Source organism: Pseudomonas sp. Choline-02u-1 (genome assembly GCF_002836515.1).
Classification (GTDB): domain Bacteria; phylum Pseudomonadota; class Gammaproteobacteria; order Pseudomonadales; family Pseudomonadaceae; genus Aquipseudomonas.
In genome coordinates, this window is sequence record NZ_PJBC01000062.1 from 21,053 (window position 1) to 37,643 (window position 16,591).

General features: G+C 60.9%; 14 protein-coding genes. 5 read left to right on the forward strand and 9 right to left on the reverse strand.

Going from position 1 to position 16,591, the window contains the following annotated elements; all coding sequences use genetic code 11:
* Positions 1–126 precede the first annotated feature (126 nt).
* Positions 127–1,026 (reverse strand): LysR family transcriptional regulator, encoded by a 900-nt coding sequence (locus CXF97_RS19185; RefSeq protein WP_101159880.1) that lies wholly within the window; start codon positions 1,024–1,026, stop codon positions 127–129.
* Positions 1,027–1,259: 233 nt separating this feature from the next.
* Here CXF97_RS19185 and CXF97_RS19190 point away from each other — a divergent pair, with 233 nt between their 5' ends.
* On the forward strand, positions 1,260–2,279 hold the full coding sequence (locus tag CXF97_RS19190; protein ID WP_101159881.1) for an alpha/beta hydrolase: 1,020 nt from the start codon (positions 1,260–1,262) through the stop codon (positions 2,277–2,279).
* 108 nt (positions 2,280–2,387) lie between these two features.
* Positions 2,388–3,815 carry a mechanosensitive ion channel family protein gene (locus CXF97_RS19195; RefSeq protein WP_101159883.1) on the forward strand — a complete coding sequence of 476 codons (1,428 nt, stop codon included), beginning with the start codon at positions 2,388–2,390 and terminating at the stop codon, positions 3,813–3,815.
* Between the two features lie 46 nt (positions 3,816–3,861).
* On the opposite strand, the gene ycaC is transcribed toward CXF97_RS19195, so the two are convergent.
* The 5 genes from ycaC to CXF97_RS19220 form a co-directional block, all read right to left on the reverse strand.
* On the reverse strand, positions 3,862–4,485 hold the full coding sequence (gene ycaC / locus CXF97_RS19200) for an isochorismate family cysteine hydrolase YcaC (protein WP_016774080.1): 624 nt from the start codon (positions 4,483–4,485) through the stop codon (positions 3,862–3,864).
* Between the two features lie 69 nt (positions 4,486–4,554).
* Positions 4,555–6,393 (reverse strand): amidohydrolase, encoded by a 1,839-nt coding sequence (locus CXF97_RS19205; protein WP_101159884.1) that lies wholly within the window; start codon positions 6,391–6,393, stop codon positions 4,555–4,557.
* A 41-nt stretch (positions 6,394–6,434) separates the two neighbouring features.
* The gene (locus CXF97_RS19210; protein WP_101159885.1) at positions 6,435–7,061 is read right to left on the reverse strand and encodes an antibiotic biosynthesis monooxygenase; all 627 of its coding nucleotides are present in this window, start codon (positions 7,059–7,061) and stop codon (positions 6,435–6,437) included.
* Positions 7,054–7,467 (reverse strand): DoxX family protein, encoded by a 414-nt coding sequence (locus tag CXF97_RS19215; protein WP_101159886.1) that lies wholly within the window; start codon positions 7,465–7,467, stop codon positions 7,054–7,056. Before CXF97_RS19215 ends, CXF97_RS19210 begins: the two co-directional genes overlap by 8 nt.
* A 321-nt stretch (positions 7,468–7,788) precedes the next feature.
* Positions 7,789–8,712 (reverse strand): LysR substrate-binding domain-containing protein, encoded by a 924-nt coding sequence (locus CXF97_RS19220; RefSeq protein WP_101159888.1) that lies wholly within the window; start codon positions 8,710–8,712, stop codon positions 7,789–7,791.
* Positions 8,713–9,060: 348 nt separating this feature from the next.
* Between CXF97_RS19220 and CXF97_RS19225 the strand changes: the two genes are divergently transcribed.
* A complete protein-coding gene (locus tag CXF97_RS19225) occupies positions 9,061–9,492 on the forward strand; it encodes a helix-turn-helix domain-containing protein (protein ID WP_101159889.1) in 432 nt (143 codons plus the stop codon).
* A 134-nt stretch (positions 9,493–9,626) separates the two neighbouring features.
* On the forward strand, positions 9,627–12,464 hold the full coding sequence (locus CXF97_RS19230) for a winged helix-turn-helix domain-containing protein (protein WP_101159890.1): 2,838 nt from the start codon (positions 9,627–9,629) through the stop codon (positions 12,462–12,464).
* On the opposite strand, the gene CXF97_RS19235 is transcribed toward CXF97_RS19230, so the two are convergent.
* Together CXF97_RS19235 and CXF97_RS19240 are read right to left on the reverse strand one after the other, a co-directional pair.
* Positions 12,429–13,901 (reverse strand): winged helix-turn-helix domain-containing protein, encoded by a 1,473-nt coding sequence (locus tag CXF97_RS19235; protein WP_101160139.1) that lies wholly within the window; start codon positions 13,899–13,901, stop codon positions 12,429–12,431. The genes CXF97_RS19230 and CXF97_RS19235 overlap by 36 nt on opposite strands.
* Before the next feature lie 90 nt (positions 13,902–13,991).
* Positions 13,992–14,942, reverse strand: coding sequence for a GlxA family transcriptional regulator (locus tag CXF97_RS19240; RefSeq protein WP_101159891.1), 951 nt, complete (start codon positions 14,940–14,942; stop codon positions 13,992–13,994).
* Between the two features lie 218 nt (positions 14,943–15,160).
* On the opposite strand from CXF97_RS19240, the gene CXF97_RS19245 reads away from it, so the two are divergent.
* On the forward strand, positions 15,161–15,883 hold the full coding sequence (locus tag CXF97_RS19245; RefSeq protein WP_101159892.1) for a pirin family protein: 723 nt from the start codon (positions 15,161–15,163) through the stop codon (positions 15,881–15,883).
* 41 nt (positions 15,884–15,924) lie between these two features.
* Here CXF97_RS19245 and CXF97_RS19250 read toward each other — a convergent pair whose 3' ends face one another.
* On the reverse strand, positions 15,925–16,362 hold the full coding sequence (locus tag CXF97_RS19250) for a hypothetical protein (RefSeq protein WP_101159893.1): 438 nt from the start codon (positions 16,360–16,362) through the stop codon (positions 15,925–15,927).
* Between the last annotated feature and the right edge of the window lie 229 nt (positions 16,363–16,591).

A 16,591-nucleotide genomic window follows, 5' to 3' on the forward strand; every position in this document is an offset into this window, starting at 1 on the left:
ACTCCGGATGAGGCTCTTGATTGAGCGGATCCGAGTCTAGATCAGCCTGGTCACTTCGGTTGTTGCAAACATGTAAGCCGGTTCCTGCGTGAACTTTGTGCTCCTACAGCTTAGTCAGCGTAAGGCTCAAAGATTCACGTGGCTCTGATTAAGCTTCTCGCGCAAAAAGTCCACCAGCGCCTGCACCGGCCGCGAAGCCTGGCGATGCTGCGGATACACCGCCGATAAGGTCAGTGGCTCGGGACGTAAATCATCCAGTACAGGCATCAGCCGCCCGTCCTTCAGCGCTGCACCGACAATGAAAGTCGGCAGATAGGTAACCCCCATCCCCTGCACCGCCGCGTCCCGCAGCAGTTCGCCGTTGTTCACCCGCATGCGTCCGGTGACGTTGACCAGCACCGGTTTGCCCGGCGCTTCGTTGAAGCGCCATTGCACCGAGCGCCCGTGGCCGTACGGCAGGCAGTCGTGGCTGTGCAGGTCTTCGGGTTTGCGTGGTGTGCCGCGTTCGGCAAGGTACGCGGGGCTGGCGCAGTAGACGCGTTCGATGCTGGCGATGCGCCGGGCGATCAGTGTCGAGTCTTCCAGCACGCCGATGCGCAGGGCGAGGTCGTAGCCCTCGCCCAGCAGGTCGACCGGGCGATCGCTCAAGTCGACCTCGACAGTCACCTCGCGATAACGCTGCAAAAACAACGGCAACAGACAGCCCAGGTGCGCTACGGCGAACGACAGCGGTGCGCTCAGACGAATCGTGCCGCGCGGCTCGGCGGTTTCACCGGCGATGCCCTGCTCGACCTGCTCCACCTCGCCGAGCAAACGTAGCGCCGATTCGTAATAGCTCTGCCCCAATGGGGTGACGTCGAGCCGCCGTGTCGAGCGGTTCAACAGACGCACACCGAGGCGCTCTTCGAGTTGCATCAAACGACGGCTGACGAACTGCTTGGACAGGCCCAACTGATCGGCCGCGGCGGTGAAGCTGCCGGAGTCCATGACCTGGCAAAAAATACGCATGTCTTCGAACGGGTTCATTGTCACTCTCTGGTGGACAGTTAAACGCTTTATAGCCGCTTTTTCGCTTTTCAGCAGCCCATTAATCTGTGCTCACGGTTTGAAAACAACCCTGAACAGGTAGGAACTGCCGCAGGCTGCGATCTTTTGATCTTGATCTGCAGTGACGCTGGAAATGGCAAAACAGGATCAAAAGATCGCAGCCTCCGGCAGCTCCTACACGAACGTATAAATACTCAAAAATGGAATTGAACATGAGCATCAAGAAAACCCTCGCCGCGTCCCTGCTTGCCCTGTCCGTCAGCAGCGCTTTCGCCGCTGGCAGTCCTGGCGTCGAACACAACACTCAGGCGTTTCTCGATGCGCTCGCCGCCGGCGGCGGTCGTCCGCTGGAGCAACTGAGCCCGAAAGACGCCCGTGCAGTGCTGACCGGTGCCCAGGCTTCGGTGAAGGTTGATCTGTCCGGCGTGGAAGTCAGCGACAAGGCGATCAAGGTCGATGGCCAGACCATCAACCTGAAAGTGGTGCGCCCGGCCAAGGTCAAAGGCGAGTTGCCGGTGTTCATGTTCTTCCACGGCGGCGGCTGGGTGCTGGGTGACTTCCCGACACACCAGCGTCTGATCCGTGATCTGGTGGTCGGCTCTGGCGCTGTGGCGGTGTATGTCGACTACACACCATCGCCGGAAGCGCAGTACCCGACCGCGATCAATCAGGCTTATGCCGCAACCAAATGGGTGGCCGAGCACGGCAAGGACATCGGCGTCGATGGCAAGCGTCTGGCGGTGGCCGGCAACAGCGTCGGCGGCAACATGGCGGCGGTCGTGGCGTTGATGGCCAAGGAACAGAAAGCCCCGGCCCTGCGCTTTCAGCTGTTGATGTGGCCGGTAACCAATGCGCAGTTCGATGACGGTTCGTACCAGCAATTTGCCGAGGGTCACTTTCTCACCAAAGGCATGATGCAGTGGTTCTGGGACAACTACACCACCAACCCGGCCGAGCGTGCGCAGATCCACGCATCGCCACTCAACGCCAGCGCCGAACAGCTCAGGGGCTTGCCCGCTGCGCTGGTGCAGACCGCCGAGTTCGACGTGCTGCGTGACGAAGGCGAAGGCTATGCGCGGCACTTGGATGCGGCTGGCGTGCCGGTGACTTCGGTGCGCTACAACGGGATGATTCATGACTTCGGCCTGCTCAATCCGCTGAGCCAGATTCCAGAAGTGAAGGCTGCGGTGCGTCAGGCTGCGGCTGAACTGAAGACTCATCTGAATCCATAAAAGCAAAAGATCGCAGCCTTCGGCAGCGCCTACCCTGGAATACGGTTCCCTGTAGGAGCCGCCGAAGGCTGCGATCTTTTTTCTCACCAGCGTCGCGGAGTACCGGTCATGACTCTTTTCTACGCCCACCTGCTCTCCTGGAGCGCCGTACTGTTGCTGCTCGACGCCGCACTCTGGCATTTCTCGCCCTTCAGCCATCGCGCACCGCGAGTCGGCGTACGTCTGGCATTGTTTCTGGCGTTCAGCGCGTTGGTGATCAACGCCGGTGTCAGCCCGTTGCAGGCGCCGCTGTTCGGCGATGATCGCGTGGCGCAACTGGGTGCGACGGCGCTGGGGATTCTCTGGTGGCTGTACGCAGCACGAGTGCTGACCGAAGTGATCGGCCTGGCGTTGATGCGCCGCATCGGTCACAGCGGTCGCTTGCTGCAGGATGTCATCGGCGCGCTGGTGTTTCTGGTCGCGATTGTCGCAGCCGCCGGCTACGTGCTGGAGCTGCCGGTCAAAGGTCTGCTGGCCACTTCCGGGGTGGTCGCCATCGTCGTCGGTCTGGCGCTGCAAAGCACACTCGCCGACGTGTTCTCCGGCATCGTCCTCAACACCACCAAGCCCTATCAGGTGGATGACCTGGTGATGATCGACGGCGTTGAAGGCAAGGTCTTCGATATCGACTGGCGCGCCACGCACCTGCTGACCAGCGCCGGCACCATGGCCGTGGTACCGAACTCGGTGGCGGCCAAGGCAAAGATTGTCAACCTGAGCCGTCCGAGCAACATGCATGGGGTGTCGATCAGCATCCAAGTACCGAACCATATTCGTCCGCGTCGGGTGCTCGATGCCCTTGATCGGACCTTGCAGGGCAGCAGTTCGCTGCTGCTCAGTCCCGCGCCGAAAGCCGTGCTCAAAGAGGCCGGCGAAACCATGTCGGAATACGTCGCCAGCGGTTTCATCGCCGAGCTCGGCAAAAAAAGTGAAGTGCGCAATCAACTGTTCGACCTCGCCCACCGCCATCTCGAAGCGGCGGGAATTTCTCGGCATCCCGACGGCGTGATCGAACCGTCGAGCCGCGCCCGTGCCTTGCTGGATGAGGTGAAGATTTTCCGCTCGCTGAGCAGTGACGAACGCGATCGCCTGGCTGCGTCGATGGTCGCGCAACAGTACACGGCGGGTCAGGTAGTGCTGGACCTGGATGAAGTGCCGGACAGCCTGTTCGTGATCGCCACGGGTGTGGTCAGCGCGACGGTGCCGGATGGCAACGGCCAGACCGAGGCCGGGCGCATGGGGCCGAGCGAGGTCATGGGTGAGCAGAGCATTCTCGCCGATACGCCGTCGCAGGCGACGTTCACGGCGCTGACGTCGAGCATCATCTATCGTCTCGACAAACAGTTGACCCGTGAGTGCATGGACAAGCGCAGCGAAGTCGGCCGGGCCTTGAACAAATTGCAGGCGGTGCGTCAGCAGAACAGTCGCCTCGCATTGATGGCCAAACCGGTGGCGGTGAAGAAGGGAGGTTTTTTGGGTTGGTTGCAGAAGCGCTAACAGCAAAAGATCGCAGCCTGCAACAGGCTGCGATCTTTTGATTTTCTTACTTGGCAGTGAACTTGGTGTAGCTGTTGATCAGGTTGCGATAGTTAGGCAGACGCTCGGACAGCAGATGCGCCAGACCTTCCATATCGTTGCGCCAGTCACCTTGCAGCTCGCAAGCTACCGCGAACCAGTTCATCAGGTGGGCACCGGCGGCCGACATCCGCGCCCAGGCGGCTTGTTGCACGGTGGTGTTGAAGGTGCCCGACGAGTCAGTCACAACAAACACTTCGAAGCCTTCAGCAATCGCCGACAGCGTCGGGAAAGCTACGCAAACGTCGGTTACCACACCGGCGATGATCAGTTGCTTGCGGCCAGTAGCCTTGATCGCTTTGACGAAGTCTTCGTTGTCCCAGGCATTGATCTGGCCAGGACGCTGAATGAACGGCGCGTCGGGGAATTGCTCGAGCAGTTCAGGCACGATCGGGCCGTTGGGGCCTGCGTCGAAACTGGTGGTCAGAATGGTCGGCAGCTTGAAGAACTTGGCGATGTCGCCCAGTGCCAACACGTTGTTCTTGAACTCGTTCGGCGAGAAATCCTGCACCAGCGAGATCAGGCCGGTCTGGTGATCGACCAACAGGACGACGGCATCATCTTTATTCAGACGCTTGTAAGGAACGCTCATGGCAAAACTCCTGGAGGGATGGTTGTTGCTTGAAGCGCCGGCCGTGATGACCGGCGCTTTTTTTCGAACTCAGAAGGCGAAGCAGGAACAGCCGAACGCGCCCCAGAAACCGGCGAAGTCGCTGACCGGCGCATTCGACATCCGCGCTTTTTCATGGCTGTGGGTGTGCACCGCGCACGGCCCGCTGCACTGGTGAACCTGCGCCTGCAGTGGCGAATTCGGGCGCCAATGGCCCGGAACCTTGACCACGGGCGACCAGTCCGGCAGCACCGGAATCGAACGCGGGCCGAGGTCTTCGAAGTCGCCGGCGGCGTAGACAATCTTGCCGCCGACCACGGTCATCACCGACTCGATCCACTTGATCGCTTCCTCTTCAACGCTGAAGAAGTCGGCGCTGAGGGCTGCCAGGTCCGCCAGTTGGCCGACGCGGATCTGGCCTTTCTTGCCCTGCTCCGAGGAGAACCAGGCGCTGCCGTGGGTGAACAGCTCCAGTGCGGTGCTGCGTGGCAAACCTTCTTCGTACAGCGCCAGACCGCCAACGGTGCGGCCGCTGACCATCCAGTACAGCGAGGTCCACGGGTTGTAGCTCGACACTCGGGTGGCGTCGGTGCCGGCGCCAACCGGCACACCTTCAGCGAGCATGCGCTTGATCGGCGGTGTGGCTTCGGCGGCTTGTTTGCCGTAGCGATCGACGAAGTATTCGCCCTGAAACGCCATGCGATCCTGAATCGCGATGCCGCCGCCCAACGCCTTCACGCGCTCAATGTTTTGCGGGGTGATGGTTTCCGCGTGGTCGAAGAACCACGGCAGACCGTTGAACGGAATGTCGCGGTTGACCTTCTCGAACACGTCGAGCATGCGGCTGATCGATTCGTTGTACGTGGCGTGCAGACGGAACGGCCAGCGCTGCTCGACCAGGTGGCGCACCACCGGCTCCAGCTCCTGTTCCATGGTCTGCGGCAGGTCCGGGCGCGGTTCGAGGAAGTCTTCGAAGTCGGCGGCGGAGAACACCAGCATCTCGCCGGCGCCGTTGTGGCGCAGGAAGTCATCGCCCTGATGCAACTTGACGCTGCCGGTCCAGTTCTGGAAATCGGTCAGTTCTTCTTTCGGCTTCTGGGTGAACAGGTTGTAGGCGATGCGCACGGTCAACTGGTCGTCTTTGGCCAGTTGCTCGATCACTTGGTAATCATCCGGATAGTTCTGGAAACCACCACCGGCGTCGATCGCACTGGTCAGGCCGAGGCGATTGAGCTCGCGCATGAACTGACGGGTCGAGTTGACCTGATATTCCAGCGGCAGCTTCGGCCCCTTCGCCAGTGTCGAGTAGAGAATCATCGCGTTCGGCCGCGCGACCAGCATGCCGGTCGGGTTGCCATTACTGTCACGGACGATCTCGCCACCCGGCGGGTTCGGCGTGTCGCGGGTGTAACCGGCGACGCGCAGGGCGGCGCGGTTGAGCAGTGCACGGTCGTAGAGGTGCAGGATGAACACCGGGGTGTCCGGCGCCGCCTGGTTGATTTCTTCCAGGGTCGGCATGCGTTTTTCGGCGAACTGGAATTCGTTCCAGCCACCGACCACGCGCACCCATTGCGGGGTCGGCGTGCGATCGGCCTGATCCTTGAGCATGCGCAGCGCGTCGGCGAGCGACGGCACGCCTTCCCAGCGCAGTTCGAGGTTGTAGTTCAAGCCGCCGCGAATCAGGTGCAAGTGCGAGTCGTTGAGGCCTGGGATGACGCAGCGGCCCTTCATGTCGACCACTTGCGTGGCGCTGCCCTTGAGGGCCATGGCCTCGGCATCGTTACCGACGGCGACGAAGCGGCCATCCTTGATCGCCACCGCACTGGCCAGTGGTTTTTCGCGGTCTACGGTATGAAATTGGCCATTGAATAAAATCAGATCGGCGCTCATCGCAGTTCCTCAAGCAAAAGTGAAAAGAAGCAAACCCCGCGTTAACGCGGCGAGGTTTCTTGGGAATCGAGGTGTTCATGGGCCTGGCTGGCTTCCAGCCACGGGGTGAACAAACGGGTGACCGGCGGCATGACCACGTAGACCACCGAGAGAACGATGGTCAGGGTGATCAGGAACGTGGCAACCACGTAGTTGGAAAGAATCGGATGCAGCGCCAGCAGCGGACCCCAGATCAGCGGCACCAGCAGGGTATGCGGCAGAATCACCAACAGGGTGACAACAGCCTGCTTCCAGCGCGGCGGCGGCGAGCCGGCTTCGGCCAGCGGTGTGAACCAGAACTCGTTGACCGGTGCGACCTCGGTCTGATCACCGTCAGCCAGCATCGGTGCGGCTTCGGCGATCAGCGCCTGACGCTCGGCGGATCCCAGCCAGCCTTGCATGGCCTCGGTGGAGCTGAAGCGCAGCACGCAGGTGTAAAAATCCAGACGCCCGCGCTTGCCGCGCACCACGTCCACACCCAGATGCCCTTCGCGTTGCCCGGCGACGCGCACGATGTTGCGCAGCCACGCTTCGTAGGCCAATTCGAAACCGGCCTTGACCGAGTGCTTGATGATCAACGTGACGGTCTCATCGGCCCCCAGTGCTTGTTGATTAAGGACTTCAGGCATAACGCAGCACTCCGGGCAAACGAACAGGAATCGCCAGCCGTCCCGGCCCGGCGATCAATACAGTGGTGAAAAGAATCAACAGCAACCAGCCAAACTGCCCTTCGGCCACACTCCATTGCGGATGCACGACCAGCAACGCAACGAGCAGCACAAAGAGAATAGGCAAGCAGGCCAATCGCGCCAGCACGCCGGCGATGATCAGCAGCGGGCAAAGGACTTCAGCGAAAATCGCCAGGATGAGAGTGAGGTGGGCGCCGAGGTGGAACGGGTCTTCGATCAGTTGCAGTTGCGCAGTGAAGTCCAGCAGCTTGGGCAAGCCGTGCACCCACAACAGAAACAACCCGCCGCTGACCCGCAGAAACAGCAACCCGATGTTGCGCGCCTGTTCATCCCTCGACACCATCATGACCCGACCCCTTGAATGTCATTGACGGGAATCATGCCAAGACCAGGGCGGGAGAAATTGGATGGGTGTGCTTAGTTGTTTTTCAGACCACGGACAGTCCGCCTCCAACGACAGACAAGGTGGAGCTCCCACAGGGATTGATGGCATTCACTCAATTGGCGGGCCGCCCAAAACCATGTGAGAGTGAGCTTGCTCGCGGAGGCGTCAGGTCAGTCACATCCGCGACTGGCATACCGATTTCGCGAGCAAGCCCGCTCCCACAGGGGTTGGTGGCGTGCACTCAGTTGGCAGGCTGCCACGTGGTTGTGTGATCGCGATGGGTTAAAGCGCCGAAATATCCAGCGGCGCCGCCATGAACTGGCTGATGCGCGAGCGTAGCCATTTCTCCGCCGGGTCGTTGTCGTGCACCCCGCTCCACGCCATCGACAATTGCGCGGCATCGATCGGGAACGGCGGGTCTTCGGCGCGCAGGGCGCAGCCTTCGACCAAGGCACAGGCAGCGTAATCCGGCACGGTGGCGATCATCTCGGTACCGGCGAGCAAGGCACGCAAGCCGCTGAATTGCGGCACACCGAGCACTACGCGGCGGCATCGGCCGATCTTGGCCAGATCCAGGTCGATATTGCCGCTCAGGTCACCAGAGAACGACACCATCGCATGCGGCCGCTCGCAATATTCATCCAGCGTCAGCGGCCCCGGACGGTCATCGCCGCGCAGCACTTTGCAAGGGATGTCGCGCAGCTTCTTGCGCTTGGCATTGGCCGGCAGATCCGTGGTGTAGCTGACGCCCACTGAGATTTCTCCCGAGGCCAACAGCGCCGGCATCAGTAGATAATTGGCACGGCGCACCACCACGACAATCCCCGGCGCCTCCAGCTGAAGCTGGCGCAACAGCGGCGGAAACAGACCGAACTCGGCGTCATCCGACAGACCGATGCGGAACACGTCGCAACTGCTCGCCGGTTCAAATTCCTTGGCGCGGCTGACCGCCCCGGAAATCACATCCATTGCCGGTTGCAGCTCCTTGAGAATCGCCAGCGCCCGCGCTGTCGGCTCCATGCCGCGACCGTTGCGCAGCAGCAACGGGTCGTCGAACAGATCACGCAAACGCCCCAGTGCAGCACTGACCGCCGGCTGGCCCATGAACAGTTTTTCCGCCACACGGGTCAGGTTCTTTTCGAACATCAGCGCTTCGAAAATCACCAGCAGGTTCATGTCGACGCGGCGCAGATCATTACGGTTCATGGGCGTGGTTTCCTTGTCGGTGTCAGGCACTTTTTGCCACAGGCGCTGGGCACTTTACTCGATCAACGGCACTTTCGCCGCGCGTTTGCAGGGGCCGTACTCCCGCTTGTCATTGCATTCCCCTTGTACCTGGCCGACGGCGGCCATGCTTTGTCGACATCGTCGCGCAAAACGCCGGGCGGTGACTTGCAAGGATGTGCTGAGTTCCAGCCTGAGCAGGGAAATTAACAACGATTAACTCGTCAGCCTCACGCCACGGCCCAACAATGAAGTCCTCTGCGCAGCGTTGCTGTTTTGACCTGAGGGAATGCGCCGACCATGCCTTCCCCACCGACACGGACCTTGGCCATGGCTTATCTACAGCGAACCGTCGCCCTCGCCCCTGCCTGCGAACCGCGTAAAAACGCGACTGGCGGACTCAGTCCACAGCGCGAACGCCACATCAAACAGTTAATCCTCGACCGCTTGGGCGAAAGCCTCGAAGTGGCTGAGCTGGCCCGTGCCTGCTCACTGTCCCGCAGTCATTTCTCCCGCGCCTTCAAATGCAGCACCGGCCTGTCGCCGCAGGACTGGATTCGCGCCCAGCGTCTGGCGCGGGCCAAGTTGCTGATCCAGCACACCGACCTCAGCCTGACGCAGATCAGCCTGGAGTGCGGCTTCTGCGATCAGGCGCACTTCTGCCACATGTTCACCCGCAGCGAGGGCATCAACCCCTTCGCCTGGCGCTGTCGAGCCATGGGCAAGCTGAAAAGCAGCGCCGCGCAGCCTGCGGTTTTTTGACTGCTGCCGTTACGCCACCCGTTGCACTGATGCTCAAACCTGAGGATTATGCCCGGACACCCCGGATCAGACGGCCTGCGCACGCGCCAGGCACCGATTCGCCCTGTCCGCCGCATCACCGCAGGAGCGCGCTGTTGAGTTTTCCCCCGAATCAGGCCATTGCGTTTGGCCCCTATCGGATTCATCCCGGGCAACGACTGCTACTTGAAGGCCAACAGCCTTTGCGCCTGGGACGGCGGGCGATGGACATCCTCCTGATTTTGCTGGCCCACGCCGGTGAAGTGGTGAGCAAGCAGCAACTGATGGCCGGGGTCTGGCCAGACAGTGTCGTTGAAGACATCAATCTACGCGTGCACATGGCGGCGCTGCGCAAGGCGCTGGGCGACGGGCAGAACGGCCAGCGCTACATCGTCACGGTCGCGCAACGTGGCTACAGCTTTGTCGCTCCGATCCTGCTCGACAGCCTCGAACAAAAACCTGCGGTTGCCGTCGCCAGACACAATCTGCCGCTGCGCCGTACGCGGATGATTGGCCGCCAGCCGGTCGTCGATCATTTGATTGCGCAACTGCCACGCCGACGCTGCATCACCCTGGTCGGCCCCGGCGGCATCGGCAAGACCACCGTCGCCCTGCGTGTCGCCGAGCAATTGATCGGCCAGTATCGCGACGGCATACGCCTGGTGGATCTGGCACCCATCGCCGAGCCTGCGCTGATCGGCACGCATCTGGCGGCGCTGCTCGATCTATCTGCGCCCGACGGCGATGCGCAGGGTTGTCTGGTCGATGGTTTGCGTGAGCGACAAATGTTGCTGGTGATTGATAACTGCGAGCACCTGATCGATGCGATCGCGTCGCTCAGCGAGCAGATTCTGCGCGGCGCGCCCAAGGTGCATATCCTCGCGACCAGCCGAGAAAGCCTGCGCGCCGAGGGCGAGTTCGTGCTGCGTCTGGAATCGCTCGAATGTCCGTCCATGTCGACGTCGATGGCGCCGAGCGAGGCGCTGAGTTTTGCTGCGCTGCAACTGTTTGTCGAGCGCGCCACTGCAGCCCGCGAAAGCTTTGAACTGAGCCCTGCGCAGTTGCCGCAAGCAATCGAGATCTGCCAGCGCCTGGACGGTATTCCGCTGGCGCTGGAACTGGCCGCCGCTCAGGTCAGCGAATTGGGCATGGACGGGTTGCTCAAACAATTGCGCAAAGGGCTGCCGCCATTGTCGGCCGGACAGCACAGCAGTGCCGAACGCCACTTGACCCTGCGCGCGACGATGGACTGGAGCTTCAACCTGCTCAATGCCTGCGAGCAAACCTGCCTGCGGCGACTGGGAATCTTCCGCGGCAGCTTCACCCTCGCCTCGGCGGCGGCAGTGGTCATCGGCCAGCAGATCGATCCCGGCGCGGTGTTCAGCGCTGTCACGCAACTGGTGGCCAAATCCCTGCTTAGCGTCGAAGTCGGCGACGAAGATGTTTTCTACCGTTTGCTCGACACCACGCGCCACTACGCACTGGAAAAACTCGAACAGGCCGACGAGCTCAGTGCAACCCGCCAACGCCACGCCGAGCGCTGCCTGACATTGATGCAGCAGGCGCAAGCGGATTGGGACAATACCCCGACCGTATTATGGATGGAGCGCTATGCCCGGGGTCTGGAGGATCTGCGCGCGGCGCTGGATTGGAGCCTCAACGGGCCGGGACCAGATGAACTGGGTGTACAACTGACAGCCGCTTCAGCACCGTTGTGGCAAGAGCTGTCGCGGCTGCGCAATTACAGCCGTTATGTGCGTCGGGCACTGAGTCTGCTCGAGGAAACCGCCGAGCCCTGCCCTCGTCTGCAAATCGCCTTGAAACTGGCGCTCGGCAGCGCCAGCTATCACACCTGGGGCGGCACGCCACAGACCATCCAGGCCTTCGTCGATGCCTGCCAATTGGCTGAGAAACACGGCGATCTGGCGGGACAACTGCGCGCGGTGTCCGGGCACATGGCGGTCAATCTGAGTTGCGGGCATTACCGCACGGCGCTGGCCCAGAGTGAGCAATTCGATCGCATCGGCCTGCACGGCGAGCCACTGCTGTCACTGAGCACACATCGCTTGCGGGTGCTGGCCCTGCATTATGCCGGCGACCAACCGCAGGCACGCGTGCACGCCGAGCAGGTGCTGCAACGCATGGCCCACAGCGGTCATCTCAATCGCTTCACCCATGGTTTTGGCGTGCAATACGACCAGAGTGTTGCTTCGCTGACGGTGCTGGCTCGCGTGCTGTGGCTGCAGGGTCTGCCCGAGCAGGCATGGCGCGCAGCACGACAGGCGCTGGACATTGCCGTGCAGATCAATCATGGAACGTCGATCTGCTACACCCTGGCGCTGGCCAGTTGTCTGATCGCCCATTACAACGGCGACCGCGCCAACGCCCGCGCTCTGCTGCAGTTGCTGCTGGAGCAATCGCAGAAGCATTCGGTATTGCTGTTCAATAACTGGGGCCGGCACTACGCGCAGGTGATCGATCCGGACAATGCCGCGCCTGTGTCAGCGCAGAGCAGCGGTTTGATCCGGGAAGTGATGGTTACGCTCGATGAACGCTTTGTCGACGAAACACTGGTGGAGCGGGCGCGCAATGGCGATGCGGGGTGGAGCGCGGCGGAGATATTGCGCGCGCACGCGGCGGCATTATTGAAGGAATCCGAGAAGCCGATTCTCGAACCTGCTGGCGAATCGGCCCGCGCAGGCGCCACCAAAATCCTGCAAGCCGAACAAACGCTGCAACAAGCCTTGACCATCGCCAGAAGCCAAGGCGCGCTGGCCTGGGAGTTGCGCAGCGCCACGGATCTCGCTGAACTGTGGCAAAGCCAGTCCCGACAGCGCGAAGCCCTGGATCTGCTCACCCCGATCTACCAGCGCTTCACCGAAGGCTACGCCACTGCGGACGTGCGCAAAGTGCGCCGGCTACTCGACCGTCTGCGCGACCAGTGCCCGGCCTGACGCGTTGCGCGTTCGGCTGAGATAGCGCGCATGGCGCTGCTCCAGCTCGAGCCTCTCGTCGGTTCGCTCGAGTTGATCACGCGCATAGCGGCGCACGGTATTAAGCATCCAATAGCGGAGCGTTGCTTGAACGGGTTGCTGAATCAGCAACGATTTGCGCGCCAGACCTTCGATTATCGCGACGAGCCTGGAGCCAGCCAGATCCGCGCTGCTGATCACACTCAGTGCGGCCTCAAGGGTAAAGCCCATGCTGAACACCGACAGACGCAGCAGCACACGCTGTTCCATTGCAGTCAGGCGCTGAACGCTCCAATCGATGGCAGCACCCATCGACTGATGGCGCGGCACCGCGGTGCGCCGGCCTTGGCCAAGCAACTGCAGACCGTTTTCAACCTGGGCCTGCAAACCGATCAAGCCCAGCGCGTCGATCTGCGCCGCTGCGAGCTCGAGCGCCAGTGGCAAACCGTCCAGTTGACGGCAGATCTCGCGCACGCCTGGCAAATCCTGTTGACGTAAGCTGAAGCCATGCTGTCGCGCCCGCGCGCGATTGACGAACAACTGCACCGCCGGATAGCTCATGGCCTCTTCAACGGTATTCAATGTCGAGCGCTTGGGAATCGCCAACAGCGGCACGTATTGGATGGTCTCCTGCGCGACTTGCAGGGCTTCTCGGCAGGTCACCAGAATCGACAGGCGAGGCGCAGCCTGCAACAGGGTTTCGACCAAAGCCGCGCAGCTCTCGCGCTGATGATCGCCGTTATCCAGTAGCAACAAGGCGTGGCGACCCGTCAGTGTTGAAAAATCTGTCTTCAGGGCGTGCAACAGCTGCTCAAGCAGCGGCAGGTCATCTTCAAGGCTGGCAAGGTCGACCCACCAGGCGCCATCGCGAAAATATTGCAGCAGCAGTTCTGCCACGCGCAGCGCCACCGTGGTTTTGCCGACACCTGGCGCACCGGTAATCGTCATCAGGCGGCACACCGGCATTTGGCGAACCAGACTACCGACCAAGGCATCGCGCCCACTGACTGGGGTCAGTCGTGCCGGAAGATTGTGCAGTGGCCTGAGCGCGGCGGCGGGCATGGGCAGCACGTCACGTGGGTTCTGCTCCACCGGGGCGACAAAACTGTAGCCGCAATGCGCCACGTGAATGATGTAACGCTGCCCATTGGTGCCGTCGCCCAGTGCGCGGCGCAACGCTGCGATGTGCACCCGCAGGTTGATCTCTTCAACGATCGATGTCGGCCACACACGAGCAATCAACTGCTCTTTACTGACTACCTCGCCCGCGTGCTCAAGCAGCACCAGAAGAATATCCATGGCGCGCCCGCCCATGCGCAGCGGCTGCTCTCCTTCAAGAACCAGACGCTGGCGCACGTGAAAGACGTAAGGGCCAAATCGCAGCACCGAGCCGGGGTGGGTGTCGTTGTGATTATTCATGCCAGACATCTTGGCACTCTTGCGTGACGATACAACCGCCACAGCCGACGCAGTACGGACATCCAGCTGCGTCAGACGGACTGAACCGCTCTAGCTGAACTGTTCCCGGTATTGTATCGGCGTTAGGCCGAGCTTTTCGGCGAACAGCGAGCGCATGTGCCGGACGCTGCCGAAGCCACTTTTATACGCAATTGTCTTCAGCGGCAGATCACTGGTTTCCAAAAGGTTTCGCGCGCAGTCAATTCTGGCATTCTGCAAAAACTCCATCGGCGTCATGCTGATGTCGCGGGCGAACAGGCGAGCAAAGTGCCGTGCGCTCATATTTGCCAATCCCGCCATTCGCTCGACGGTGAAGGCCTCGTCCAGGTGCTCAAGCACATAATTCTGTACGCGAGTGACTGGCGTCTCTTGCGGTGAGATTGCGGCCATCAAAGGACTGAACTGCGCCTGCCCGCCTTGGCGCTTCATGACCACCAACAAGACCTTGGCGACGTCCTGAGCGATCTTCTTGCCGTGATCTTTGGCAACTACGGCCAGCGCGAGATCGATGCCGGCGGTCACGCCACCCGAGGTGATGAGATTACGATCCTCGACGTAGATCTGATCGGTGGTCACCGTGGCTTTCGGAAAGGCTTTGATCAGGCGTTCGGTGTAATTCCAGTGCGTGGTGACGCGATAGCCATCAAGCAGGCAGGCATGGCCGAGGATGAAGGCGCCAGTGCAAATCGAACCGTAGCGTTCGGCGCGCGGTACGGCGTTGTTCAACCAGGCGAACAGCCCGGGAAATCTCTGGTTGTAGGCGCCAGGCCCGCCGGGCACCAATAACAGGTCATAGCGCTCAGCCGCTTCGTCGATGTGCAGATCAGCCTGCACCTGCACGCCATTGGAAGCTCTGAGCAGGCCGCGCTCGATGCCTAACGTCGTCAATTGATAGTGCAAATCAGGTTTCAGATAACGGTTGGCGACTGAAAACACTTCCAGCGGCCCGGCCATGTCGAGCATCAGAAAGTCAGGAAACAGCACCATTGCCACGGTTTTCATGGGAGGCATCACACATTTCGGGAATCAATACGCACGCTGAACCGGGGCATTATGGCTAACTCAGGCTAAATCAGCGCACACGAATGGGTGAACCATAGCGCAAAACTGTCAACCTGAGCAGGACAGTCTTTCAATTTCCATCTACTTATTGCCTTGTCTGGTAACCAGTAACCTTCTCCTCACTCGGACGAATTCACGTCCCGCCAGGAGATTTCATCATGCTGACACTTCGCAAAGCCTCCGACCGCGGCCTCGCCAATCACGGCTGGTTGAAGTCGTTTCACACCTTCTCTTTCGCCAATTACCGCAACCCGCGAGAACAAGGATTCTCCGATCTGCTGGTGATCAACGACGACCGTGTCGCTGCCGGCAAAGGCTTCGGCCAGCATCCGCACCGTGACATGGAGATCTTTTCCTATGTGCTCGAAGGCGCGCTGGAACACAAGGACACCCTCGGTACTGGCTCGGTGATCCGCCCCGGCGATGTGCAACTGATGAGCGCCGGCAGCGGCGTGGCACACAGTGAGTTCAACCACTCAGCCACCAAGCCCGTGCACTTTTTACAAATCTGGATCGTGCCGGACGTCAGCGGTGCCAAACCGCGCTATCAGCAGGAGCACTTCAGCGCGGCGAAAAAACGTGGTCGCCTGCAACTGATCATCTCGCCGGACGGGAGCAACGGTTCTCTGAAAGTCCGTCAGGATGCGCGCGTCTTTGCGGGGTTATTCGACGGCAAGGAAAGTGCCACGCTGAAATTGCCGGCCAATCGTTACGCCTATGTGCACGTTGCGCGCGGCAGCGTCGAGTTCAATGGCCAGGCGTTGCAGGAAGGCGACGGCGTGCGGGTTCGTGAAGAGCAGCTGCTGAGCTTGAGCAATGGGGTCGATGCCGAAGTACTGGTGTTCGACTTGCGGCCACAGGAGTTGCCAGAAATGCCATGACCTGGCGCGATTCGGAACGGCCTTCCAATGAAGGCCGTTTTTTATTGCGGCGACACCGGCGCAGATCGTTCGACAGGTTTGGGGACGGACACTTCTTTACCAATCTGAATCGCCGCCAGCGTGGTTTGTATCGTAGTCAACACCGCCGCCTGATTGGCGAAATGCGCGCCAACCAGCAATGAAGCCACGCCGAGAAAATGCACAGTGGTAGCAGCCCAGTAATTGGCCTTTACCGTCGATGCCTGTCTGATCGCTTCCCGCGATTCGTCGGCCATTTTCTGCACGCCCATCCACATCAGGTCATAACGCTTGTCCCGTTCTTGCAGGGCCTTGTCCCGCTCAAGATAGACCTTGTCCCGCTCTGCCTGGGCAGCGAGAAACCCACGAATGTCGGCGCGCATTTCTGCCACGCGGCCATCCATTCTCGTCTCGATGGTCTCTATCCTGGCATCGAATTCTTCGCGGCTTATGGTGCTCATGATGTGCCTATCCCGACCCGTTTCCGATCTGTCCGTGACTGCATATCGATTCACTTCCCTGATTTTCAATGCGACACCTTCATGGCTACGAGGCCTTCCCTGGCTCTTCGTTTGGATGCGGGACTGAAATCCGCATCGAACTGCCGTCACAATAGATTTCATCGCTCTCGGCGACAAGCCGGCCCATTCTGCCTCGGACGTAGGCTGTTTCGTCAGGCGTTGTAGCCTT

Coding starts and splice junctions, on each gene's coding strand:
- ycaC (WP_016774080.1), bottom strand. CDS start 4,485: ATGAGCGTTCCTTACAAGCGTCTGAATAAAGATGATGCCGTCGTCCTG.
- CXF97_RS19210 (WP_101159885.1), bottom strand. CDS start 7,061: ATGCCTGAAGTCCTTAATCAACAAGCACTGGGGGCCGATGAGACCGTC.
- CXF97_RS19190 (WP_101159881.1), top strand. CDS start 1,260: ATGAGCATCAAGAAAACCCTCGCCGCGTCCCTGCTTGCCCTGTCCGTC.
- CXF97_RS19205 (WP_101159884.1), bottom strand. CDS start 6,393: ATGAGCGCCGATCTGATTTTATTCAATGGCCAATTTCATACCGTAGAC.
- CXF97_RS19245 (WP_101159892.1), top strand. CDS start 15,161: ATGCTGACACTTCGCAAAGCCTCCGACCGCGGCCTCGCCAATCACGGC.
- CXF97_RS19240 (WP_101159891.1), bottom strand. CDS start 14,942: ATGAAAACCGTGGCAATGGTGCTGTTTCCTGACTTTCTGATGCTCGAC.
- CXF97_RS19220 (WP_101159888.1), bottom strand. CDS start 8,712: ATGAACCGTAATGATCTGCGCCGCGTCGACATGAACCTGCTGGTGATT.
- CXF97_RS19235 (WP_101160139.1), bottom strand. CDS start 13,901: ATGAATAATCACAACGACACCCACCCCGGCTCGGTGCTGCGATTTGGC.
- CXF97_RS19195 (WP_101159883.1), top strand. CDS start 2,388: ATGACTCTTTTCTACGCCCACCTGCTCTCCTGGAGCGCCGTACTGTTG.
- CXF97_RS19215 (WP_101159886.1), bottom strand. CDS start 7,467: ATGATGGTGTCGAGGGATGAACAGGCGCGCAACATCGGGTTGCTGTTT.
- CXF97_RS19250 (WP_101159893.1), bottom strand. CDS start 16,362: ATGAGCACCATAAGCCGCGAAGAATTCGATGCCAGGATAGAGACCATC.
- CXF97_RS19185 (WP_101159880.1), bottom strand. CDS start 1,026: ATGAACCCGTTCGAAGACATGCGTATTTTTTGCCAGGTCATGGACTCC.
- CXF97_RS19225 (WP_101159889.1), top strand. CDS start 9,061: ATGGCTTATCTACAGCGAACCGTCGCCCTCGCCCCTGCCTGCGAACCG.